Below are 22,501 nucleotides of genomic sequence, written 5' to 3'. Positions count from 1 at the left end.
GCGGGAGAGCGTCCGGGGCGGACGGGAGCGGGGACTGAACGGAAGCGGGACGGAGTCGCGACGTTCGACTTAGGTTAGCCTAACCTAAATTCATCGTGCGACCCCGCCCCGTCCGTGGCGTGCGTCTCTGCGTGGGAGGCGTTCGTGGCCCAGGAGTGCCGATCCCTCAGGCGGTTGACGTCACGTCAGCAGCCTTTCCGGGAGGGCTACTCGCCCTGTTCGCGCAGCTCTTCCTCGCTCAGCCCGCGCCGCCAGTAACCGACGAAGGTGACCTGCCTGCGGTCGATGCCGCGCTCGTGCACCAGATGGCGGCGCAGCTCCTTCACCTGACCGGACTCGCCCGCGATCCATGCGTACGGGGCCCGCGCGGCGGGAAGTTGCGCGGCGCGCAGGGCTTCGAGGCCGGAGGATGCGCGGCCGCCTTCCGCGTCCTGAGGGGACGCGCCGCGCACGAGCCAGGTGATCTCGGCGTCCGCCCGGGTCTCCAGGTCCTGGATGTCGCCCGGGTGATGGGCCTCCAGCCAGGCCCGCACACGGACGCCCGGAGGGAGCGACTCGATGATGGCGGACGCGGCGGGGACCGCCGTCTCGTCGCCCCACAGGACCACCAGGTCGCAGTCCTCGGGCGGACGGAAGCGGATGGCACGGTTGTCGCGGACGGCCGGCCCGAGCAGCAGCACACGGTCGCCGGCGACCGCCGTGGACGCCCAGCGGGAGGCGGGGCCCGCCGGTGCGGCCGATCCCGGCTCCACGCCGTGCAGGACGAAGTCGATGTCGATCTCGTCGGGGTTCCGCCGCAGAGCGCGCAGGGTGTACGAGCGCATCACCGCCCGTACGTCGTCGGGGAGGTCGCGCCAGCCCTGCCACCAGCCGTCGCCCAGCTCCACGGGGACGACGGGCGCGGACTGGCCCGGGTGCGGCAGGAAGAGGGAGAGCGACTGGTCGCGTCCGTCGGAGTGGAACGCCCGCAGATCGTCGCCGGCGAAGGTGACGCGGACCAGGGACGGGCCGAGCCGCCTCGTCCGTACCACCTGGAGGGAGAAGAAACGGAACGGAGCGGCTACGGCCGTCGTCATATGTGCTCCTGAGTCGTCGTCAGGGGGCTGTTGTGGAGCCGTCGGGCTCAGGCGACCTTCTTGGCCTTCTCGATGGCCTCGGCGAGGTTGTCGAGGATCGGGGTGCACTTGTCGTAGGACAGGATCGGCTCGGGCGTGCGCGCGATGACCTGGCCGGCCTTCACCGCGGGCAGCTTCTTCCAGGTGGCCTCGGTGATGTCGGCCGGCTGGATGGTCGAGGTGCGGTCGTCCATGATGATGACGTCGGCCGGGTACTTGTCGACGGTCTCCCAGCTGAGGTTCTCGAACCAGCCGCCGCTCGCCTTCAGGGCCTTCGCGGAGGGCTCGACGATGTTCACGCCGAGCGCCTTGAAGTACTCCAGGTCGATGGAGAGGTTCGAGCCGGAGACGTAGAAGATGTCCTGGCTCGCGGAGCCGGCCAGCACCTTGATCTCGGGGCGGGCCTTGGCGGCCTTGCGCAGGCGCTCGGCGGCCGCCTCGAACTTCTTCTTCGCCTCGGTGATCTTCGCGGACTTCACGTCGGCGCCCAGCGACTCCGCGAGCGCCAGCATGCGCTCCAGCGGCTTGGGCATCTGGACGTCGTAGACGGAGATGCCGACGCTCGGGGCCAGCTTGAGGATCTTGTCCTTGGACTCCTCGGGCACGTACCAGAGGGTGCCGGCGCCGTCGAACATCGTCGAGACGAGGACGTCGGGCGCGAGGCCCGCGTACTTCTCGATGTTGAACTGGCCCCACTCGTTGCCGAGCACGGTCACCTTGCTGACGTCCATGTCGCCGGCCTGGACGTCGGCCTTGCCGTCCTTGGTCCTGGTCGGCCCGAAGACGCCCTTGACCTCGATGCCGTAGTCGTACAGGGCGGCGGCGACACCGGTGAACGCGACGATGTTCGCCGGGATCCTGTCCGTCTTCACCGTCGTGCCGCGGTCGTCCTCGAAGGTCCAGGGGCCGGACTTGGCGGCGGCCTTCGTCGAGTCCGAGCCACCGTTTTTCTTGTCGTCGTCGCCGCAGGCGGCGAGCACGGCCCCGAGGCCGAGAGCGCCTCCGGCGGCGAGGATGCCGCGACGGGTGAGGTGGGTGGCACGGGCGTTGGACATGAGTGTGGCTGCTTTCGGCACGGGGCTGAGGGCCCGCCGGACAAGTTCGAAGGTAGGTTAGCCTAACCTCACCGATTGTCCAGGGGGCGGGGTCGCGGCCCGGGTGTGGAACTGCGCCGACACGCCTTGCCGGGACCATGTCTGACGGCCCGCCGGGCCCCGCGCCCGTCCGCCGGGCACGCGCGTCCGGTCCGTGCCCGGCGCCGGGTTCCCCGCACCCGAGCCGCGCCCGCGGCCCGCCGGGGTCACCCGTGCCCGGCGGGCCGCCGTTCCGGTCACCTCATCGGTCAGGCCTTGCCCTTGGTGACCACCCACCGGCCGCCGACCCAGTTGCCGACGGTCTCGTACCCGGAGCGGAACGAGCCGAGCCACTTCAGCGCGAGGTTCGCCTCGGCCGCGGACCTGACCGGCCGGTAGCTGTCCGCCTCGTCCGCGGGGCCGCCCGTGGTGTTCTCGGCGACGTACGGGAAGGGGTAGACCGGACGGGCCGCGGTGGCGTTCCCGCTGCCGTCGACCGACTCCGTCAGCAGACTGTCCGGCGCCCTGCCCTCGGTGACCCAGTCCACCAGCGCGGTCAGCGCGTCGAAGGAGTTCGGGCCCTGACCGCCACCGCAGTGCGCGACCCCCGGGAGCAGGAACAGCCGGGCGAAGTCCTCGGTCGCCCCGGCGGAACCCGTCGCCTTCTGCACCGCCCGGTAGTACGCCATGGTGCCGACGGCCGGGATGTGCTGATCGCCCAGGCCGTGCCACAGGATCAGCTTGCCGCCGGCCGCCTTGAACGCCCTGAGGTCGGGGTCGGTAGCGTCGTACATGCCCTCGTTGGGCCGCATGATCCTCTCGTACGAGGCCTCGGTGAACTCGACGTCCTGGTACGTCAGGGTCGGCCGCGGGCTGTCGTACACCTGGTAACGGAGGGTCTCCCGGACGAAGTTCATGTCACCGGTGGTGCCGTCGGCCGTGGCCGGCACGATGATCCCGGCCCAGTTCGGCTCGGAGCCGCGCAGCTGGTGTCCCGGGTACAGCAGCCTGCCGTGCTCGTCGGTCGGTCCCGCGTAGATCCTGCGCACGGTGGTGACCTGGTCCTCGGTCAGGCAGTACTCCGCGGCTGTGGATGCCTGTCCCGCCCGGCACTTGACGGCGGCCGGGTCCCAGGTGCAGCTCAGCGGGTCGGCGATGATGCCGTCGGTGGCGCCGCAGCCCTTGAGCACCGCCGCGTGCAGGGGTGCGAGGTCGGCCGTCGTGATCGTGGCCGGGCCGCCGTCGAGGAACACCGACTGGGCGGTCCAGGCGTGCGAGAAGGTGTTCAGCGCGGTGAAGTTGTTGGCCGGGGCGCCCGCGACGACGCCGTCGAAGTCGGTCGGGTAGCGCTGCGCCTCGGTCAGGGCCTGGTGGCCGCCCTGTGAGCAGCCGTCGAAGTACGCGTGGCCGGCGGGCCGTCCGTAGTAGGCCTTGACGACCGCCTTGGCCGCCTGGGCGAGCAGGTGGTCGGACCTGTAGCCGAAGTCGGCGCGCAGGGTGGGGTCGGTGGAGAACAGTCCGCCGCCCTGGTAGTGGCCCTCGTCGCTGGAGGCGACGGCGAAGGCGCCCTCGGTCAGCGGGACGCAGCCGGCGGAGGCGGGGGCGCTGCCCGTGTTCACGCTCCCGCACAGCCCGCCGCAGCCGAGCTGGAGGTAGTCGCCCTGCCAGCCGGTCTCGGGCAGCCGGATCTCGAAGTGGATCTGCGGGGCGATGACGCCCTTCACGTCGCAGGCCGCCCAGGCGCCGAGGGTGTTGCTCCCGGCGGCCATCCCGGTGGCCGAGGTGATCTCGAACGGCACGCCGGGCACCGCCGAGGCCAGGTCCTCGGAGCCCAGGTCGGCGCAGGACAGGGCGGGCGCGATGCCGCCCGACGCGCCGCCCGGTGCGCGGCTCGCGGTGCCGTCCGAGGTGCCGGTCGACGCGCTGTCCGACACGGTGGCCGCCGTGGTGGTCACGGCCGAGGAAGTGGCGGACGGGGCGCCGCCGGCCGCGACCCCGGCGAGCGCCGGGCTCCCGCCGGTCACGAGCGCGAGGGCGGTGGCGAGGGCCGCCATGAGGGTGGCCGATGCCCACCGGTGCCGTCGTTGCCGTCTGAACAGCGTGGCCATGCTCGGTCTCCGTTCGATCGTCGGATCGGGACGTGCGCCGGTCGGACGGGCCAGGAGCGTCGCGTGGGGCGGCGCGCGGCCGCGTCCGGCCCGCGGTGGCGGCCGCGCGTGGTGGCGGCCGTACCGCTGTGGCGGTCTGCGGGTCGACTGGGTGACGGGAGGTGCGGAGCCGGCTCTGCTGGGGGTACGGCGAAGGAAGGTAGCCCGCTTCCGATCAGCGACGCAAGACATGTCGACGAGATTGTCGACGATTTTGTCAGGTGTTTGTGTGTCGGGGCATGCGGGTGCGCCACGCTGTGGTCCGAGTCACCACGCGTGCGCCCGGATATCAGTTGTCGATCACTTCGGCTGTCTCTACCGTTTTGATCAACAACTCTGGCCACACGCGGAGTTGACCGACCGTTAGATGAAGAGGGGAACGAACGTGGGCAGATACAAGCAGGGGCTCGCAGTGGCGGTAGCGGGGGCCGCACTGACCGTGGGGATGTCGGCCGCGCCGGCTTCCGCGACTTCGTACACGCTGTACTGCGACACGTCGTCGGCGTCGGGCGCCGGCACGATCAACGGCTGGGCCAGCGGTGCGACGAACCTCGGCGTGATCCTGTCCGTGTACGACGCCAAGGCGGACGGCCACCACGTGGCCATCCGTCTGATCGCCAAGAACGACGGCGGTGGGGTGCTCACGCCCTGGCCGTGGCACCACAACTACGACGGGTACGGCGAGAGCCTGACCCTGAGCACCACGGCCAGCTACTCCGCGGGCATGTACGACGTCGGCATCGAGGTCGCCACCTTCGAGGGCAGCACCGAGCTGAACTACTGCCGGGACTGGCTGCGCTCCGACCAGACCTGACGGACCGCCGGGCGCCCTCGGCTCCCGGCGGACCAGCGGCTCCCGGCATGGTCCGGGAGCCGCGGCGCCGGTCTCGGGCTCAGCCCGCGAGACCCAGCTCCCGGGCGATCAGCATCCGCTGCACCTCGCTGGTGCCCTCGCCGATCTCCAGGATCTTGGAGTCACGCCACATACGGGCCACCGGGTACTCGTTCATGAAGCCGTAGCCGCCGTGCACCTGTGTGGCGTCACGGGCGTTGTCGACGGCGATCGTGGACGAGTAGAGCTTGGCGAGCGCCGCCTCCTTCTTGAAGGGCTCGCCGCTGACCAGACGGGAGGCGGCGTCACGCCACGTCACGCGGGCCGTGTGCGCCTTCATCTCCATGTCGGCGATCTTGAACTGGATGGCCTGGTTCGCGCCGATCGGACGCCCGAACGCGTGCCGCTCCTTGGCGTACTTCACCGACTCGTCGACGCAGCCCTGCGCCAGTCCCGTGGCGAGCGCGGCGATGGCGATCCGCCCCTCGTCGAGGATCCGCAGGAACTGCGCGTAGCCGCGGCCCCGCTCGCCGAGCAGGTTCGCCGCCGGCACGCGCACGTCGGAGAACGACAGCTCACGGGTGTCCGAGGCGTTCCAGCCGACCTTGGAGTACGGGGCGGCGACGGTGAAGCCCGGGGTGCCGGACGGGACGATGATCGAGGAGATCTCCGGCTTTCCGTCGGGCTTGCGGCCGGTGACCGCGGTGACCGTCACCAGGCCCGTGATGTCCGTACCGGAGTTGGTGATGAAGCACTTGCTGCCGTTGATCACCCACTCGTCCGTGTCGGGGTCGAGCCGGGCCGTCGTGCGCGTGGCGCCCGCGTCCGAGCCGCCGTCCGGCTCGGTCAGCCCGAACGCGCCGAGGATCTCCCCGGAGCACAGGCGCGGGAGCCATTCCCGCTTCTGGGCCTCGGTGCCGAAGAGGTGGATCGGCATGGCCCCGAGGGAGACACCCGCCTCCAGGGTGATGGCCACGGACGAGTCGACCCGGGCGAGCTCCTCCAGGGCGATGCCGAGGGCGAGGTAGTCGCCGCCCATGCCGCCGTACTCCTCGGGGAAGGGCAGGCCGAACAGCCCCATGCGGCCCATCTCCCGCACGATCTCGTACGGGAACTCGTGCCGCTCGTAGAAGTCGCCGATCTTCGGCGCCACGACGTCGTGTGCGAACTCCTCCACCGTGCGTCGGAGTTCTTCGAGTTCGGGGGAGAGGCGGTGGTCCAGGGACATGGGGATCACTCCTGGTGGGAGAGGGCTTTGACGGTGCGGGACGGGCTGGGTCGGCCCAGTTGTCCGGCCATCCACACGCTGGTGGCGGTGAGGCGGCCGAGGTCGACCCCGGTGTCGATACCGAGGCCCTGGAGCATCCATACGAGGTCTTCGGTGGCGAGGTTGCCGGTCGCGGACTTCGCGTACGGGCAGCCGCCGAGGCCGCCCGCGGAGGCGTCGACGGTCGTGACGCCGTGCTGGAGGGCGGCCAGGGTGTTGGCGAGCGCCTGGCCGTAGGTGTCGTGGAAGTGCACGCCGAGCGCGCTGGTCGGCACGCCCTCCTCGTTGAGCTCGGCGAGCAGGCTCTGGACGTGACCGGGCGTCGCCACGCCGATCGTGTCGCCGAGGCTCAGCTCGTCGCAGCCCATGTCCATGAGCGCCTTGCAGACCCGTACGACCTGGTGGACGGGGACGGCGCCCTCCCAGGGGTCGCCGAAGCACATCGAGAGATAGCCGCGGACGTGCAGCCCGTGGGAGCGCGCCTTCTCGACGACGGGCGCGAACATGGCGAGCGCCTCGTCGACGGTGCGGTTCAGGTTGGCCTTCGCGAAGGACTCGGTGGCGCTGGCGAACACCGCGATACGGCGCACGCCGAGGGCGAGCGCGCGGTCGAGTCCGCGCTCGTTCGGTACGAGGACCGGCAGGTGCACGCCAGGCAGGTCGGCGACGAGCGGGAACAGCTGCTCCGCGTCCGCCAGTTGGGGCACCCACTTGGGGTGGACGAAGCTCGTGGCCTCGATGGTGGTCAGGCCCGCGTCGGCGAGGCGCCGCACGAACTCCGCCTTGACCTCGGTCGGCACCGTCGACTTCTCGTTCTGCAGGCCGTCGCGGGCGCCGACCTCGTGGATCCGGACCCGCGCGGGAAGGCCCTGCGCGGGAACGACCATGGGGAGGCCGGGTACGGGGCTGCTCATGCCGTCTCCTCCTCGGCGGGCGTGATGACCGCGAGGACCTGGTCCATGGCGACCGTCGCTCCCGGCGTGACGTCCAGCTCGCTGACGGTGCCCGCGTGCGGCGCGGAGATGACGTGCTCCATCTTCATCGCCTCGACGACCAGCAGGCTCTGCCCGGCGGCCACCTCGTCGCCCACGGCGACCTTGACGACCGTCACCGTGCCGGGCATCGGGGCGGTGAGGGAGTCGGCGCCCGCGTGGCCGGCGCCGGTGAGGGACGCGGCCACCGGGTCGTGGTCGCGCACGTGCCAGGCGTCGCCCTCACGGCCGAGCCAGTCCCCGGCGCGGTGGAAGGTGTGGCGGACGCCGTCGAGGGTCACCGACACCCGGTCGGCGGTGACGGTGTGAGCGCCGCGCGGGGTGTACTCCACGGGGTCCAGCACCCGCAGCGGGAAGCCGACCGGCCGGGCCGCGCCGCCGAGCCGCCAGCCGCTCGGCACGGAGAACGGGTCGGTCCAGCCCTCGCCGGAGGGACGCAACGCGTCCAGACGCACGGCCGCCGCGGCCTCGTACACCGCGTCCGGTACGTCACCGTCGATCAGGGAGTCCGCCTCGCGTTCCACGAGTCCGGTGTCCAGCTCGCCCGCCACCACCGCCGGATGGGCCAGCAGCCGGCGCAGGAATCCGGCGTTCGTCTGGACGCCGAGCGTGACGGTCTCCGCGAGCGCCGCCCGCAGCTTGCGCAGCGCGGTCGCCCGGTCCGGGCCGTACGCGATGACCTTGGACAGCATCGGGTCGTACAGCGAGCCGACCTCGGTGCCCTCGCTGAGCCCCGAGTCGGTGCGCACGCCCGGGCCTTCGGGCTCGTGCAGCGCCAGGATGGTGCCGCCGGAGGGGAGGAAGCCGCGTGCCGGGTCCTCGGCGCAGATGCGGGCCTCCACCGCGTGTCCGGTGAGCGTGACGTCCTGCTGTCCGTACGGCAGGGCCTCGCCGGCCGCGACCCGCAGCTGCCACTCCACAAGGTCGAGGCCGGTGATCAGCTCGGTCACCGGGTGTTCGACCTGGAGCCGGGTGTTCATCTCCATGAAGAAGTACGACGAGGGGTCGCCGCCGGGCACGATGAACTCGACCGTGCCCGCGCCGCGGTAGCCGCAGGAGCGGGCCGCCTGGACGGCCGCCTCGCCCATCGCCGCCCGGGTGTCCGCGTCGAGCAGGACGCTCGGCGCCTCCTCGATGATCTTCTGGTGGCGGCGCTGGAGCGAGCACTCGCGCTCGCCCAGGTGCACGACATTGCCGTGCCCGTCCGCGAGGACCTGGATCTCGATGTGCCGGGGCCGGTCGATCCACCGCTCCACGAGGAGGGTGTCGTCGCCGAAGGAGGCGCGGGCCTCGCGCCGGGCGGCGGCGATCTCGTCGGGCAGCGCCGCCGGGTCGCGCACCAGCCGCATGCCCTTGCCGCCGCCGCCCGCCGAGGGCTTCAGCAGCACCGGCACGCCGATCTCGTGGGCGGCCTCAGCCAGTTGGGCGTCGGTGAGCCCGCTGCCGCTGGAACCGGGCACGACCGGGACCCCGGCCGCCTCGACCGTCTCCTTGGCGCGGATCTTGTCGCCCATGAGCTCGATCGCCGAGGCGGGCGGTCCGATGAAGACGAGGCCCGCGTCCGCGCAGGCCTGCGCGAAGGCCGCGTTCTCCGCGAGGAAGCCGTACCCGGGGTGGACCGCCTGGGCTCCGGTCCGCGCCGCGGCCTCCAGCAGCCGCTCGGCGGACAGATAGCTCTCGGCCGCCGGGGCCGGACCGATCCGTACGGCCGTGTCCGCCTCGCGCACGTGCCGGGCGTCGGCGTCGGCGTCCGAGAAGACGGCGACCGAGCGGACGCCGAGCGCGCGCAGCGTACGGATGACGCGTACGGCGATCTCGCCCCGGTTGGCCACAAGCACCGTGTCAAACATGGGTCCCCTCACATCCGGAATACGCCGAACTGGGGGTCACCCAGGGGCGCGTTGGCGCAGGCGGTCAAGGCGAGTCCCAGCACCTGCCGGGTCTCCGTCGGGTCGATCACGCCGTCGTCCCAGAGCCGGGCCGTCGCGTAGTAGGCGTTCCCCTGGTGTTCGTACTGGGCGCGGATCGGGGCCTTGAAGGACTCCTCGTCCTCGACGGGCCAGGACTCGCCGCGCCCCTCCAGCTGGTCGCGCTTGACGGTCGCGAGGACCGAAGCGGCCTGCTCGCCGCCCATCACGGAGATCTTGGCGTTGGGCCACATCCACAGGAAGCGCGGCGAGTAGGCCCGGCCGCACATCGAGTAGTTGCCCGCGCCGTACGAGCCGCCGATCACGACGGTGAACTTCGGGACGCGGGTGCAGGCCACCGCCGTCACCATCTTGGCGCCGTGCTTGGCGATGCCCCCCGCCTCGTACTGGCGGCCCACCATGAACCCGGAGATGTTCTGCAGGAACACCAGGGGGATGCCGCGCTGGTCGCACAGCTCGATGAAGTGGGCGCCCTTCTGGGCGGACTCGGAGAACAGGATGCCGTTGTTCGCGACGATGCCGACCGGGTGGCCGTGGATCCGGGCGAAGCCGGTGACCAGGGTCTGCCCGAACTCCGCCTTGAACTCGGCGAAGCGCGAGCCGTCGACCACGCGCGCGATGACCTCCCGCACGTCGTACGGGGTGCGGGAGTCGACCGGCACCGCGCCGTACAGCCCGTACGGGTCGACCTTGGGCTCGGCCGAGGGCTCCACGGACCAGGGCATCGGGCCGCGCGCCGGCAGGGTCGCCGCGATGTTCCGGACGATCCGCAGGGCGTGGGCGTCGTCCTCCGCCAGGTGGTCGGTGACGCCCGACACGCGCGAGTGGACCTCGCCGCCGCCCAGCTCCTCGGCGGTGACGACCTCGCCGGTGGCGGCCTTCACCAGGGGAGGCCCGCCGAGGAAGATCGTGCCCTGATTGCGCACGATCACCGCTTCGTCGCTCATCGCGGGCACATAGGCGCCGCCCGCCGTGCAGGAGCCGAGGACGGCCGCGATCTGCGGGATCCCGGCGCCGGACATCCGGGCCTGGTTGTAGAAGATCCGCCCGAAGTGCTCGCGGTCGGGGAAGACCTCGTCCTGCATGGGCAGGAAGGCGCCTCCGGAGTCCACGAGATAGATGCACGGCAGGCGGTTCTCGAGGGCCACCTCCTGGGCGCGCAGGTGCTTCTTCACCGTCATCGGGTAGTACGTGCCGCCCTTGACGGTCGCGTCGTTGGCGACGATCACGCACTCGCGTCCGCTGACCCTGCCGATCCCGGCGATCACGCCCGCGGCCGGTGCCTGTCCGTCGTACAGCCCGTCGGCGGCGAGCGGGGCCAGTTCGAGGAAGGGCGACCCGGGGTCGAGGAGAGTGTCCACGCGGTCGCGCGGGAGCAGCTTTCCGCGCGCGGTGTGCCGCTCGCGGGCCCGCTCGCCGCCGCCCAGCCGGGCCGCGGCCAGCTTCCGGCGCAGCTCCTCGCCCAGCGCGCGGTGCGCCTCCTCATTGGCCCGCCAGGCCTCCGACGCGGGATCGGCCGCGCTCGTCAGCTCCGGTGCCTCGTGCATCCTGCGGTCCCCTCACCAGTGGTCGACCAGTTAATGAGCGTTAACGCATTTCCTTCAGGTTAACGACCGCTAACCTCCCTGTCTAGAATTGGTTCCATGGCCACCAGAACCGACGCCCCCACCCGTCGCGAGCAGATCCTCAAGGAGGCCGCCCGGCTCTTCGCCGAGCGGGGCTTCCACGGCGTCGGCGTGGACGAGATAGGAGCGGCCGTCGGTATCAGCGGCCCCGGTCTCTACCGCCACTTCCCCGGCAAGGACGCGATGCTCGCCGAACTGCTGGTGGGCATCAGCGGTCAGCTGCTCACCGGCGGCAAGCGCCGTGTGGCGGAGGCGGACGGGGATGCCGAGGCGGTCCTCGACTCGCTCATCGAGGGGCACATCGACTTCGCGCTCGACGACCGTCCCTTGATCACCCTGCACGACCGGGAGCTGGACCGCCTCCGGGACAGTGACCGCAAGCTCGTGCGGCAGCTCCAGCGGCAGTACGTCGAGCTGTGGGTGGAGGTGGTCCGCGAGGTGTATCCGGCGCTGTCGGAGCCCAGCGCGAGGTCGGCCGTGCACTCGGTCTTCGGCCTGCTGAACTCCACGCCGCACCTGGGCCGGCCGGGTGCCCTGCCGGGCCGCGCGGGGACCGCGGAGCTGCTGCACCGCATGGCCCGCGGGGCCTTCGCGGCCGCCGGGGAGTGACGAGCGTCTCGGGGGGATGGCTCTGGACGGCGCTCGCGACCCACCGGTAACCTGAAATCTGAGCAAGCGCTTAGACATGCATCCGGTGGAGGTGGCGGCAGTGCGCCGTACGGTGTTCAACGAGGATCACGAGGCGTTCCGGGAGACCCTGCGGTCCTTCATCGAGGCCGAGGTCGTTCCCGTCTACGACGAGTGGTTCGCCGCGGGCCAGGCGCCGCGCGACTTCTACTACAAGCTCGCGGAGCTCGGTGTCTTCGGCATCCGCGTCGACGAGGAGTTCGGCGGCGCCGGCATCGACTCGTACAAGTTCGAAGCCGTGATGTACGAGGAGACCGCCCGCGCCGGTGTCCAGTTCGGTGGCTCCGGCGTGCACGTGCTGCTCGGCCTGCCGTACATCAAGATGCTCGCCACCGACGAGCAGAAGAAGCGCTTCCTGCCGAAGTTCGTCTCCGGCGAGGAGATGTGGGCCCTCGCGATGACCGAGCCGGGCACCGGCTCCGACCTCGCGGGCATGAAGACCACCGCCAAGCTCTCCGAGGACGGCACGCACTACGTCCTCAACGGCGCCAAGACCTTCATCACCGGCGGCGTCCACGCCGACCGCGTGATCGTCTGCGCCCGTACCTCCGCGCCCACCGCCGAGGACCGCCGCTTCGGCATATCCCTCTTCGCCGTGGACACCAAGGCCGAGGGCTACTCCGTGGGCCGCAAGCTCGACAAGCTCGGCCTGAAGACCTCCGACACCGCCGAGCTTGCGTTCGTCGACGTCAAGGTGCCGGTCGAGGACCTCCTCGGCGAGGAGAACAAGGGCTTCTACTACCTCGGCCACAACCTGGCGTCCGAGCGCTGGGGCATCGCCTTCGGCGCGTACGCGCAGGCCAAGGCGGCCGTCCGGTTCGCCAAGGAGTACGTCCAGGACCGCACCGTCTTCGGCAAGACCGTCGCGTCCTTCCAGAACACCAAGTTCGAGCTGGCCGCCTGCCAGGCCGAGGTGGACGCCGCCGAGGCCGTCGCCGACCGCGCCCTGGAGGCCCTCGACGCGGGCGAGCTGACCCCGGCCGAGGCCGCCAGCGCCAAGCTGTTCTGCACCGAGGTCGCGCACCGCGTCATCGACCGCTGCCTCCAGCTGCACGGCGGCTACGGCTTCATGAACGAGTACCCGATCGCCCGCCTGTACGCGGACAACCGCGTCAACCGCATCTACGGCGGCACCAGCGAGATCATGAAGACGATCATCGCCAAGGACATGGGCCTGTAAGGCCCGCGAAAAAAGTTCACGGTACAACTGACGACATGAGTCAGGCACTCCAGTCCCTGCTCGATCTGCTCGACCTGGAGCGGATCGAGCGGGACATCTTCCGCGGCCAGTCCCGCTCCGCCGTCGTCCCCCGGGTCTTCGGGGGACAGGTGGCGGCGCAGGCACTGGTCGCCGCCGGGCGCACGGTCCCCGAGGACCGGCACGCGCACTCCCTGCACGCGTACTTCCTGCGTGCGGGGGACCCCGGCGCGCCCATCGTGTACTCGGTGGACCGCATCCGCGACGGCCGCTCCTTCACCACCCGGCGTGTCGTCGCCGTCCAGCACGGCCAGCCGATCTTCCACCTCTCCGCGTCGTTCCAGACGTACGAGGAGGGCATGGAGCACCAGGCCCCGATGCCGTCCGCGCCCGACCCGGAGACCCTGCCGACGGGCGCCGAACTGCTGCCGCGGTACGCGGACGTGTTCGCCGACCCGGTCATCGCCGAGCGCCTGCTGGAGGCGCGCGAGTCCGTCGACCTGCGCTACGTCGACGCACCGCCGTACGGCACCGTCGGGGAGATCCGCGAGCCGCGCTCCCAGGTGTGGTTCCGCACCAACGGCAAGCTCGACGGGGCCATCGACGAACCGCTGCTGCACGTCGTCCTCGCCACCTACGTCTCCGACATGACGCTCCTCGACTCCATCCTGCTCGCGCACGGGCGCGGCGGCTGGGCGGTCGGTGACGTCGTCGGGGCCTCCCTGGACCACGCGATGTGGTTCCACCGCCCGTTCCGCGCCGACGAATGGCTGCTGTACGACCAGGAGTCCCCGTCCGCGTCGGGCGGCCGGGGACTGGGCCAGGCCCGTATCTACACCCAGGACGGCCGACTGGCGATCTCGGTGATCCAGGAGGGCGTGGTCCGCATCCCTCGGTCAGACTGAGGCATGGCCGAAGAAGACGCTGGGGCACAGCGGAGCGACGGCGGCGGCGAGAGCACCTTCACGGTGATCGTCGCCGCCGTCGCCAATCTCGGCATCGCGCTCGCCAAGGCGGTCGCCGGCATCATCAGCGGTTCCAGCGCGATGCTGTCGGAGGCCGCGCACTCCGTCGCCGACACCATCACCGAGGGGCTGCTGCTGACGGCGCTGAAGCGCAGCGAGAAGCCGGCCGACGAGGACCATCCGCTGGGATACGGCCCGGAGCGTTACATCTGGGCGCTGCTCGCCGCGGTCGCCACCTTCGTGGGCGGCGCCGTGTTCTCCCTGTACGACGGCATCCACACCCTGGTCGCGGGCGAGGAACTCGGCGACCCGCTCGTCTCCTACATCGTGCTCGGCATCGCCTTCGTGCTGGAGGGCTTCTCCCTGCGGACGGGCGTGCGGCAGGCGCGGGGCGAGGCCGAGCGCCACGGCGCGCCGTTCCAGCGGTACCTCAGACGCACGCCCGACACCGCCGTGAAGGCCGTCGTCATGGAGGACTCGGCCGCGCTGGTGGGTCTGCTGCTCGCCGCGGGCGGCCTGCTGGGCGGCCAGCTGACCGGCTCGGGTGTCTGGGACGGCGTCGCGTCGCTGTGCATCGGCCTCCTGCTGCTGTACGTGGCCTGGGTTCTCGGCCGCTCCAACGCGGAGTTGCTCATCGGCCGCGCCCTGCCCCGGCCGGTGCGGGAGCGGATCAGGGCCGAACTGCTGGCCGTCGAGCACGTGGAGGCCGTACTGGAGTTGACGACTCTGGTGCAGGGGCCGCGGGAGGCGCTGGTCGCGGCCAAGGTCGACTTCCGTGACGTGTCGACCGCGGCTCAGGTCGAATGGGCCTGCGAGCGGGCCGAAGAGCGACTGCGGGCGGTGTTTCCCGTGGTGAGCCGGGTGTACCTGGACCCCACGCCGGGCCCCGGCAGCGGCGGGCCGACCGGGGTGCATGATGCCTGAGTTGCTCTCGAGATGACGAGTGACGGGTGCGGGATTAGTCTTTATGGGTGAAATGCCGCGACGCACGGCATACCGTCCGACGAGGTTCCGTCACCGCGGGAACCCGGTCACAGCGGTCACCCGCGCAACCTGGCGCAGGGGGCTCTGGAGACGTCGGCGGCAGGGCCGTGCCCCTCAGAATGCCGCGGTAAGCCCATAGACCGCGCCGCATCTTCTTCCTTCTACTGCGGCGGCGGCCATCCACCTCGCGTCGGTCCTTCAGGGAGCCGCGAGAGACGATGGAGAGGTATTTTCCCATGCGATCACAACGCGCCAGGCGCGTCTTCGTGATGTCGGCCGCCGGTCTGCTGATGGCCGGAGGTGCCGCGATCGGCACGGCGGGCACCGCTTCGGCGAGCTCGAACCACGACTCCGGTTACAGCAGTTCCTGGAACGACGACGACGACAACGGCTACGGCTACGGCGGCGGCTACGACGACGACGATAACGGCTACGGCGGCGGCTACGGCGGCGACCACGGCGGTGGCGGCTACGGTGGCGACCACGGCGGCGGCGGTTACGGCGGCGGCGACCACGGCGGCGGCGGTTACGGCGGTGGCGGTCACGGCGGCGGTGGCGGCGGTCACGGCGGCGGTGGCGGCGGTCACGGCGGCGGCGGTGGCGGCGGCCACGGCGGCGGCGGTGGCGGCGGTGGCGGGCACTGATCCCCACCGCACCGAATAGGACGATGTGCGACTCCGTCAGCGGAGTCGCACATCGCGCCGGTCCACGGCTCAGGGGCCGTGGACGGGGCTACGCCAGGCCCGCCTCGGCCAGCAGATAGGCCGTCAGGGGGTCGTAGTACCGCGGGCTCTTGACGTGGTCGTCCAGAGGGATCGTCACCTGGAGCGTCCCTTCGGCCTCCGCGAGGAACAGCGCGGGGTCGTTGCAGTCGGCGTACCCGATGGAGTCCAGGCCGAGCTGGCCGGCGCAGCCCGCCCACCCGTGGTCCGCGACGACCAGGTCGGGCAGTGGACGGCCCTCGCGTTCCAGACCGGTGAGGATCGCCCGCATCGGCTCGCCGGAGTGGGTGTGCCAGAGGGTGGCGCCGTGCTCCAGGACGGCGACGTCCGCGAACTGGAAGACATAACCCTCGTCGGTCTGCAGACCGTCCGGGATGACGACGATCTCGCAGCCGGCGGCACGCAGGGCCGCGGCGGTCGCGCGGTGCACGTCGAGCAGACCCCCCGGGTGCCCGGTCGCGAACAGCACCCGCTGCTCGCCGTCGGCCGCCTTGCGCAACCGGGCCGCGGCCCGCTCCAGCGCGTCCACCGTCAGTTCGGGGTCGATGGTGTCCTGCCCGTACCGGTACTCCGGATCGTCGCTCACCCCGCAGCGCTCCGCCATCACCGCGAGGACGTCCTGCTCGTCGGTCCAGCGGTCGCCGAGCTCCAGGCCGAGCCAGAAGTTCCGGTCGCCGTTCGCGAGCTTGCGGTAGTGGGAGAGGTTGTTCTCGCGGGGCGTGGCGACGTCACCCGCGATGCGGGTCTGTACGAGGTGGTCGACGAGCTCGGCGCGGCTGGGGGTCCCGGGTATCGGCATGCCTCCCATTGTGCCGGTGCGCCCGGTCCCGGGGGTGGCCGTCCCGACCGCTGGGACACGGGTCACTCGGCGGCCGACGGGCACTCATGTGCCCGTGCCGGCTCGCGGACCTGCGGCCTTGCCGACGCGCCGGGACGCTGCGCCCGCAGACGTCAGTCCTGCCGCAGGGCGAACCACAACTCCATCCGCACATCCGGATCGTCGAGGTCCGCCCCGAGCAACGCGGCGCACCGGGCGATGCGTTGGCGGACCGTGTTGCGGTGCACCGACAGGGCCACCGCCGTGCGGTCCCAACTGCCGTGCAGGGAGAGCCAGGTGCGGAGGGTCTCGGTGAGCGCGGGGGTGCCGGCGACGGGGGCGAGCAGGGTGCGGGCGTGGGCCTCGGCGTCCTCAGGGGGGACGAGGTCGGCCAGCACCGGACGTTCGCCGTGCCGGACCAGCGCGGTGCGCGTCGCGCGGGCGCGGGCCAGGGCGCGGGCGGCCTGGGTGTCGGCGGTCGGCCACTCCTGCGGGGTGACGGGCGCGCTGACCCCGCACGTCCAGCCCGCCTGCTCGGCGGGCACGCGGTCGCCGGGGACGAGGACGCGGACGACGTCACCGCCGGTGTCGACCAGCGCGGAGCCCACCGCCGCCCCCAGCGCGGACGCGGCGACGGCGTCCGGCGCGGGGCCGTCGGCGGCGGGCCGCGCATGCACGACGACCCAGCGGTCGCCGCCGAGGAGCGGGGCCACGTCCTGCGGCGCGGCCCCGAGCAGCATGCGGACGAGCGCCGCCGTGCGCGCCGCGCCGCTGCCGCTCTGGTGCTCCCCGGTGAGCAGGGAGAGCAGCACGGCCGCCACGGAGGCGATGGTGTGGTCCCCCGGCTCCCGGTGCGGTGCGCCGACGCCGAGCACGAAGCCCCGCCCGGCGCCGAGGGCGTAGGCAAAGAGGTGGAGACCGCCCGCGGTGTCGGCGGCGGAGGTGGGGCCGGGGCCCTTGCCCTCTTCGGGCCGCACGACGCCGGCGAGCTCCGCGAGGGCCCTCGCGGCGGGGGACTCCGCGGCCGGGGCCGCCCGGCCGGCCGTGGCCAGTACCGCGCCGTCCGGTCCGTACAGCACGGCCCAGCCGCTCACGCGCTGGGCGAGCTGCCGCAGCACGGCGGGCACCGGGTCCGGCCGCGCCGCGGCTGCGGCAAGGCTCTGCTGGGCCTCCGTGGTGCGCCGCAGCTCCGCCATGCGGGCCTGGGCCATCAGCTGCCAGACGGCGCGCGCCACCCCGGAGAAGGTGGTCTGGGGCGGGACCTCCAGCAGGGGAAGCCCGTGGGCGTCGCAGGCGGCGACCAGCGCCAGCGGCACGGTGTCGTGCACCGGGGCCAGCCCGAACCCCAGTGCCGCCCCGCCCGCCGCCACGATCCGGGAGACGTAGGCGTCGAAGTACTCCTCCAGGCTGCCTGCCCCGCCCGGCCGGGGAGGGCCCCCGTCCGGGCCCGCCGCCTCCGGGACGTGCACCCCGGCGGTCAGCAGCAGCTCGCCGCCGAGCAGGTACGGATAGGGGTCCGCCATCTCCGACGTGTGCGCCCAGTGGATCAGCGTGCCTTCGTCCACCGGTCCGGCGATCTGGCGCAGGCCGAGGTCCTCCCGGGCGGTCAGCGCGCTCAGCGGCACCGGTGTGGTGGGTGGGGTGGGAGTTGCGAAAGGGGCAGATGGGTCCGGCATGGTGGACGTTCCCTCCATCCGGTTCAAGAACAGTGGATGAAACGTACACTTCAGAGTCGCTTTTCGGCCACCTAGGGTCAGTGCCGTCGGCAGCCGCGGGTACGGGCGTATGTCCCCGCGATCCGCTGTCGGTCTCCCGGCCGGGGCGTTGCTCCCGGCCGCGTCCCCCAACCATCTGCACGACACGCCACCGAGAGTGCGCGAAGGAGGGCCCAGCATGGCCGTCGACTACACAGTGATCGTCGTCTACCTGGCCGGCATGCTTGCCATGGGCTGGTGGGGCATGCGCCGCGCCAAGTCCAAGAGCGAGTTCCTCGTGGCGGGACGACGGCTGGGCCCGGCCATGTACTCCGGCACCATGGCCGCCATCGTCCTCGGCGGCGCGTCCACCATCGGCGGCGTCGGCCTCGGCTACCAGTACGGGCTCTCCGGCGCCTGGATGGTGTTCACCATCGGGCTCGGCCTGCTCGCCCTGTCGATCTTCTTCTCGGCGCGTATCGCCCGGCTGAAGGTCTACACCGTCTCCGAGATGCTCGACCTGCGCTACGGCGGCCGGGCCGGCGTGATCTCCGGTGTCGTCATGTGGGCGTACACCCTCATGCTCGCGGTCACCTCGACCATCGCGTACGCCACGATCTTCGACGTCCTGTTCGACATGAACCGCACGCTCGCCATCGTGATCGGCGGCTCCATCGTCGTGGCGTACTCGACGCTCGGCGGCATGTGGTCGATCACCCTCACCGACATGGTGCAGTTCGTCGTGAAGACGATCGGTGTGCTGCTGCTCCTGCTGCCCATCGCGGTGGTCAAGGCCGGCGGCTTCAGCGAGATGAAGGCCAAGCTGCCCACCGAGTACTTCGATCCGCTGGGCATCGGCGGCGAGACGATCTTCACCTACGTGCTCATCTACACCTTCGGCATGTTGATCGGGCAGGACATCTGGCAGCGCGTGTTCACCGCGCGCAGCGACAAGACGGCCAAGTGGGGCGGCACCGTCGCGGGCACCTACTGCCTGGTCTACGCCCTCGCCGGCGCCGTCATCGGCACCGCCGCCAAGGTGATGTACCCGAAGCTGCCCAGCGCCGACACGGCCTTCGCGACCATCGTCAAGGACGAACTCCCGGTCGGTGTGCGCGGACTGGTGCTGGCCGCCGCCCTCGCGGCCGTCATGTCCACCTCCTCCGGCGCCCTCATCGCCTGCGCCACCGTCGCCAACAACGACATCTGGGCGAAGCTGCGCGGGGTGGTCAAGCGTGACAGCGAGGAGCACGACGAGGTCAAGGGCAACCGCGCCTTCATCCTGATCATGGGCGTCGCGGTGATCTGTACGGCGATCGCGCTCAACAACGTCGTCGAGGCGCTGACCGTCGCCTACAACCTGCTCGTCGGCGGCCTGCTCGTACCGATCCTCGGCGGCCTGCTGTGGAAGCGCGGCACGGCGGCCGGCGCACTGGCCTCCGTCGTCGTCGGCGGCCTCGCGGTCATCGGCCTGATGGCGGGCTACGGCATCCTCGCCAACGAGCCCGTCTACTACGGCCTGCTGTCCTCGCTCGTCGCCTACGTGGTGGTGTCCCTGGCCACCAAGCCGACCGAGGCCGCCGTCCTCGCCGCCTGGCGGGAGCGCCTGGCCGGCCGGGGCTCCGAACCCCAGTCCGAGCCGGTCCCGGCTCACCAGTAGAGTCCTCGCAGTCGTACAAAGAAGTACATAGCCCTGCATACATGTACAGGACTGCGCATAGCTGTAAATACGCGATGACGCGTAAGAGGAAAGGCACTTCACCATGAGCAGCAACGAGACGCCCCGCGGTCCCGTCGACTCGTCCCGCATCCCGCGGTACGCGGGCCCCGCGACCTTCGCCCGGCTGCCGCGCCTCGACGAGGTCGGCACCGCCGACGTCGCCGTGGTCGGCGTGCCGTTCGACTCCGGCGTCTCGTACCGGCCGGGCGCCCGCTTCGGCGGCAACGCGATCCGCGAGGCGTCCCGGCTGCTGCGCCCCTACAACCCCGCGCAGGACGCCTCTCCGTTCGCCCTCGCGCAGGTCGCCGACGCCGGCGACATCGCGGCGAACCCGTTCAACATCAACGAGGCCGTGGAGACCGTCGAGGCCGCCGCGGACGAGATCCTCGGCACCGGCGCCCGCATGATGACCCTGGGCGGCGACCACACCATCGCGCTGCCGCTGCTGCGCTCGGTCGCCAAGAAGCACGGCCCGGTCGCGCTGCTCCACTTCGACGCGCACCTCGACACCTGGGACACGTACTTCGGCGCCGAGTACACGCACGGCACCCCGTTCCGCCGTGCCGTCGAGGAGGGCATCCTCGACACCGAGGCGCTCTCCCACGTCGGTACCCGCGGCCCGCTGTACGGCAAGCAGGACCTCACCGACGACGAGAAGATGGGCTTCGGCATCGTCACCTCGGCCGACATCTACCGCCGCGGCGCGGACGAGGTCGCCGACCAGCTCCGCCAGCGCATCGGCGACCGCCCGCTCTACATCTCCATCGACATCGACTGCCTCGACCCGGCCCACGCCCCGGGCACCGGCACCCCGGAGGCGGGCGGCATGACCTCCCGCGAGCTGCTGGAGATCCTGCGCGGACTGTCCTCCTGCAACCTGGTCTCCGCCGACGTCGTGGAGGTCGCGCCGGCCTACGACCACGCGGAGATCACCGCCGTGGCCGCGTCCCACACGGCGTACGAGCTGACCACCATCATGTCCCGCCAGATCGCGGAGGCCCGGAACAAGTGACTCACGACCACGACCTGGTACTCCGTCCGACGGCGGCACAGACGCAGGCCGCGCTCGACCCGCCCGCCGGCCGCAACGGCGGAGACCTGGTCGTGGAGACCCTCACGGGTCTCGGGGCGACCACCGTCTTCGGACTGCCCGGCCAGCACGCGCTGGGCATGTTCGACGCGCTGAGCCGTTCCTCGCTGCGGTACGTCGGCCTGCGCGTCGAGAACAACGCGGGGTTCGCGGCCGACGCCTACGGCCGGATCACCGGCGAGGCCGCGCCGCTGCTGCTGTCGACCGGCCCGGGAGCGCTGACCTCCCTGGCCGCGCTCCAGGAGGCGGCGGCGTCCTCCGCCCCCGTCCTCGCGATCAGCAGCCAGATCCCCACCGCGGGCCTCGGCGGCGGACGCCACGGCTATCTGCACGAACTCCCCGACCAGCAGGCGTCGTTCCGGGGCATCGTGAAGTCGGTCCACACGGTCCGTACGCAGTCGCAGATCCCGTCGGCGATCGCGGCGGCCTGGAAGTCGGCGCTGACCGCTCCGCACGGACCGGTCTGGGTGGAGATCCCGCAGGACGTGCTCCTCGCAGGGACGGACCTGCCGGTCGTGACCGCCGTGGACGCGACCCCCGAGGACCTGGCGCCGCGCCCCGAACTGACCGCGGTGGCGGCCGACCTGCTGTCGAAGGCGGCCCGGCCGGCGATCATCGCGGGCGGGGGAGTGGTCCGCGCGGACGCCGCGGGCAAGCTGCTCCAGCTGGCGGAGCGGCTCCAGGCCCCCGTCGTCACGACCTTCGGCGGCAAGGGCGCCTTCCCCTGGGAGCACCCGCTCTCCCTCCAGTCCTGGCTGGAGGACCGCCACACCACCGACTTCCTGGAGGACGCGGACGTCCTCCTGGTGGTGGGCTCCGGCCTCGGTGAACTCTCCTCGAACTACCACACGTTCAAGCCCCGCGGCCGGGTGATCCAGATCGAGGCGGACCTCGGCAAGCTGGAGTCCAACCACCCCGCGCTCGGTGTCCACGCCGACGCCCGCCTCGCCCTCCAGGCCCTGCTGGAGACGGTCGGGGAGCGCACGGACCCGACGGCCGCCGAACGGGTGCGCACGGTCCTCGACAAGGTCGCCGAGCGCATCGGCTCCCAGGAACTCACCCTGGAGCAGCAGGTGCTGGCGTCGGTGCGCCGGGCCCTGCCGGACGACTCCCCGTCGTTCTGGGACATGACGATCCTGGCGTACTGGGCGTGGTCGGCGTTCGACGCGCGCGGTGCGAACACCATGCATTCCGCCCAGGGCGCGGGCGGCCTCGGCTACGGCTTCCCGGCGGCCCTCGGCGCGGCGGTGGCCGACCCCACCCGCCCGGTCCTCGCGGTCTCCGGCGACGGCGGCGCCCTCTACTCGATCGCCGAGCTCGCCGCGGCCCGGCAGCACGACCTGAACGTCACCTGGCTCATCGTCGACGACGGCGGGTACGGCATCCTCCGCGAGTACATGACGGACGCCTTCGGCCGGCCGACCGCGACGGAACTGTCCCGCCCGGACTACGTGGCCCTGGCCGAGTCCTTCGGGGTGCCGGGCGTGCGCACGAGCGCCGAGACCCTGGAGGAGGACCTGGCGAAGGCGCTGGCCACGCCCGGCCCCTCGGTTGTGCTGCTCCCCGCGGTGCTGCGGATGTTCGCGCCGACGCACCTGGGCTGACCGGCCGCGCCGGACACCGTACGGCGGTGAACACCCTCCTC

18 protein-coding genes are annotated in these 22,501 nt (G+C 71.8%); 9 read left to right on the top strand and 9 right to left on the bottom strand.

Annotated features, from left to right (window positions below):
- Positions 1-206 precede the first annotated feature (206 nt).
- The 3 genes from BKI49_RS13560 to BKI49_RS13550 all read right to left on the bottom strand — a co-directional run bounded on the left by BKI49_RS13560 (position 207) and on the right by BKI49_RS13550 (position 4,296).
- Positions 207-1,076 (bottom strand): siderophore-interacting protein, encoded by an 870-nt coding sequence (locus BKI49_RS13560; protein WP_095934515.1) that lies wholly within the window; start codon positions 1,074-1,076, stop codon positions 207-209.
- Between the two features lie 47 nt (positions 1,077-1,123).
- Positions 1,124-2,170, bottom strand: coding sequence for an ABC transporter substrate-binding protein (locus BKI49_RS13555; RefSeq protein ID WP_095934514.1), 1,047 nt, complete (start codon positions 2,168-2,170; stop codon positions 1,124-1,126).
- 287 nt (positions 2,171-2,457) lie between these two features.
- The gene (locus BKI49_RS13550) at positions 2,458-4,296 is read right to left on the bottom strand and encodes a tannase/feruloyl esterase family alpha/beta hydrolase (RefSeq protein ID WP_095934513.1); all 1,839 of its coding nucleotides are present in this window, start codon (positions 4,294-4,296) and stop codon (positions 2,458-2,460) included.
- A 424-nt stretch (positions 4,297-4,720) separates the two neighbouring features.
- Here BKI49_RS13550 and BKI49_RS13545 point away from each other — a divergent pair, with 424 nt between their 5' ends.
- Entirely contained in the window at positions 4,721-5,149 is a 429-nt protein-coding gene (locus BKI49_RS13545; protein ID WP_143658444.1) for a hypothetical protein, read from the top strand.
- Positions 5,150-5,228: 79 nt separating this feature from the next.
- Here BKI49_RS13545 and BKI49_RS13540 read toward each other — a convergent pair whose 3' ends face one another.
- The 4 genes from BKI49_RS13540 to BKI49_RS13525 are packed head-to-tail and all read right to left on the bottom strand — an operon-like array spanning position 5,229 to position 10,901.
- On the bottom strand, positions 5,229-6,389 hold the full coding sequence (locus BKI49_RS13540; RefSeq protein WP_095934673.1) for an acyl-CoA dehydrogenase family protein: 1,161 nt from the start codon (positions 6,387-6,389) through the stop codon (positions 5,229-5,231).
- A gap of 11 nt (positions 6,390-6,400) precedes the next feature.
- A complete protein-coding gene (locus tag BKI49_RS13535) occupies positions 6,401-7,348 on the bottom strand; it encodes a hydroxymethylglutaryl-CoA lyase (RefSeq protein WP_095934511.1) in 948 nt (315 codons plus the stop codon).
- Positions 7,345-9,276, bottom strand: coding sequence for an acetyl/propionyl/methylcrotonyl-CoA carboxylase subunit alpha (locus BKI49_RS13530; RefSeq protein WP_095934510.1), 1,932 nt, complete (start codon positions 9,274-9,276; stop codon positions 7,345-7,347). The genes BKI49_RS13535 and BKI49_RS13530 overlap by 4 nt, the downstream gene beginning before the upstream one ends.
- Before the next feature lie 8 nt (positions 9,277-9,284).
- A complete protein-coding gene (locus BKI49_RS13525) occupies positions 9,285-10,901 on the bottom strand; it encodes a carboxyl transferase domain-containing protein (protein ID WP_095934509.1) in 1,617 nt (538 codons plus the stop codon).
- A gap of 96 nt (positions 10,902-10,997) precedes the next feature.
- Between BKI49_RS13525 and BKI49_RS13520 the strand changes: the two genes are divergently transcribed.
- From BKI49_RS13520 to BKI49_RS35295, 5 genes are all read left to right on the top strand, one after another.
- The gene (locus tag BKI49_RS13520) at positions 10,998-11,588 is read left to right on the top strand and encodes an SACE_7040 family transcriptional regulator (RefSeq protein WP_095934508.1); all 591 of its coding nucleotides are present in this window, start codon (positions 10,998-11,000) and stop codon (positions 11,586-11,588) included.
- A gap of 100 nt (positions 11,589-11,688) precedes the next feature.
- Entirely contained in the window at positions 11,689-12,846 is a 1,158-nt protein-coding gene (locus BKI49_RS13515) for an acyl-CoA dehydrogenase family protein (RefSeq protein WP_095934672.1), read from the top strand.
- A 35-nt stretch (positions 12,847-12,881) separates the two neighbouring features.
- On the top strand, positions 12,882-13,769 hold the full coding sequence (locus BKI49_RS13510) for an acyl-CoA thioesterase (RefSeq protein ID WP_095934507.1): 888 nt from the start codon (positions 12,882-12,884) through the stop codon (positions 13,767-13,769).
- Between the two features lie 3 nt (positions 13,770-13,772).
- Complete coding sequence (locus tag BKI49_RS13505) at positions 13,773-14,753, top strand: cation diffusion facilitator family transporter (protein ID WP_095934506.1); 981 nt, start codon at positions 13,773-13,775, stop codon at positions 14,751-14,753.
- 296 nt (positions 14,754-15,049) lie between these two features.
- A complete protein-coding gene (locus BKI49_RS35295; protein ID WP_179332434.1) occupies positions 15,050-15,457 on the top strand; it encodes a hypothetical protein in 408 nt (135 codons plus the stop codon).
- 88 nt (positions 15,458-15,545) lie between these two features.
- On the opposite strand, the gene BKI49_RS13495 is transcribed toward BKI49_RS35295, so the two are convergent.
- A complete protein-coding gene (locus tag BKI49_RS13495) occupies positions 15,546-16,334 on the bottom strand; it encodes a phosphatase (RefSeq protein WP_095934505.1) in 789 nt (262 codons plus the stop codon).
- A gap of 152 nt (positions 16,335-16,486) precedes the next feature.
- On the bottom strand, positions 16,487-18,028 hold the full coding sequence (locus BKI49_RS13490; protein WP_179332435.1) for a PucR family transcriptional regulator: 1,542 nt from the start codon (positions 18,026-18,028) through the stop codon (positions 16,487-16,489).
- Positions 18,029-18,245: 217 nt separating this feature from the next.
- Between BKI49_RS13490 and BKI49_RS13485 the strand changes: the two genes are divergently transcribed.
- The 3 genes from BKI49_RS13485 to BKI49_RS13475 all read left to right on the top strand — a co-directional run bounded on the left by BKI49_RS13485 (position 18,246) and on the right by BKI49_RS13475 (position 22,460).
- On the top strand, positions 18,246-19,706 hold the full coding sequence (locus tag BKI49_RS13485; protein WP_095934503.1) for a sodium:solute symporter family protein: 1,461 nt from the start codon (positions 18,246-18,248) through the stop codon (positions 19,704-19,706).
- 103 nt (positions 19,707-19,809) lie between these two features.
- Positions 19,810-20,778 carry an agmatinase gene (gene speB / locus BKI49_RS13480; protein ID WP_028803529.1) on the top strand — a complete coding sequence of 323 codons (969 nt, stop codon included), beginning with the start codon at positions 19,810-19,812 and terminating at the stop codon, positions 20,776-20,778.
- Positions 20,775-22,460 carry a thiamine pyrophosphate-binding protein gene (locus BKI49_RS13475; protein ID WP_095934502.1) on the top strand — a complete coding sequence of 562 codons (1,686 nt, stop codon included), beginning with the start codon at positions 20,775-20,777 and terminating at the stop codon, positions 22,458-22,460. The genes speB and BKI49_RS13475 overlap by 4 nt, the downstream gene beginning before the upstream one ends.
- The last annotated feature ends 41 nt before the right edge of the window (positions 22,461-22,501 follow it).

It is taken from the genome of Streptomyces sp. Tue6028 (genome assembly GCF_002300165.1).
GTDB lineage: Bacteria > Actinomycetota > Actinomycetes > Streptomycetales > Streptomycetaceae > Streptomyces > Streptomyces siamensis.
The sequence above is the reverse complement of the archived record's forward strand: the minus strand, read 5'-3'. Positions and strand labels throughout refer to the sequence as shown.

Excerpts from the sequence above, each read along its gene's own strand:
- BKI49_RS13505 (WP_095934506.1), top strand. The coding sequence starts at position 13,773 with ATGGCCGAAGAAGACGCTGGGGCACAGCGGAGCGACGGCGGCGGCGAG.
- BKI49_RS13550 (WP_095934513.1), bottom strand. The coding sequence starts at position 4,296 with ATGGCCACGCTGTTCAGACGGCAACGACGGCACCGGTGGGCATCGGCC.
- BKI49_RS13495 (WP_095934505.1), bottom strand. The coding sequence starts at position 16,334 with ATGCCGATACCCGGGACCCCCAGCCGCGCCGAGCTCGTCGACCACCTC.
- BKI49_RS13520 (WP_095934508.1), top strand. The coding sequence starts at position 10,998 with ATGGCCACCAGAACCGACGCCCCCACCCGTCGCGAGCAGATCCTCAAG.
- BKI49_RS13490 (WP_179332435.1), bottom strand. The coding sequence starts at position 18,028 with ATGCCGGACCCATCTGCCCCTTTCGCAACTCCCACCCCACCCACCACA.
- BKI49_RS13555 (WP_095934514.1), bottom strand. The coding sequence starts at position 2,170 with ATGTCCAACGCCCGTGCCACCCACCTCACCCGTCGCGGCATCCTCGCC.
- BKI49_RS13510 (WP_095934507.1), top strand. The coding sequence starts at position 12,882 with ATGAGTCAGGCACTCCAGTCCCTGCTCGATCTGCTCGACCTGGAGCGG.
- BKI49_RS13560 (WP_095934515.1), bottom strand. The coding sequence starts at position 1,076 with ATGACGACGGCCGTAGCCGCTCCGTTCCGTTTCTTCTCCCTCCAGGTG.
- BKI49_RS35295 (WP_179332434.1), top strand. The coding sequence starts at position 15,050 with ATGCGATCACAACGCGCCAGGCGCGTCTTCGTGATGTCGGCCGCCGGT.
- BKI49_RS13530 (WP_095934510.1), bottom strand. The coding sequence starts at position 9,276 with ATGTTTGACACGGTGCTTGTGGCCAACCGGGGCGAGATCGCCGTACGC.
- BKI49_RS13525 (WP_095934509.1), bottom strand. The coding sequence starts at position 10,901 with ATGCACGAGGCACCGGAGCTGACGAGCGCGGCCGATCCCGCGTCGGAG.
- BKI49_RS13485 (WP_095934503.1), top strand. The coding sequence starts at position 18,246 with ATGGCCGTCGACTACACAGTGATCGTCGTCTACCTGGCCGGCATGCTT.
- BKI49_RS13535 (WP_095934511.1), bottom strand. The coding sequence starts at position 7,348 with ATGAGCAGCCCCGTACCCGGCCTCCCCATGGTCGTTCCCGCGCAGGGC.
- speB (WP_028803529.1), top strand. The coding sequence starts at position 19,810 with ATGAGCAGCAACGAGACGCCCCGCGGTCCCGTCGACTCGTCCCGCATC.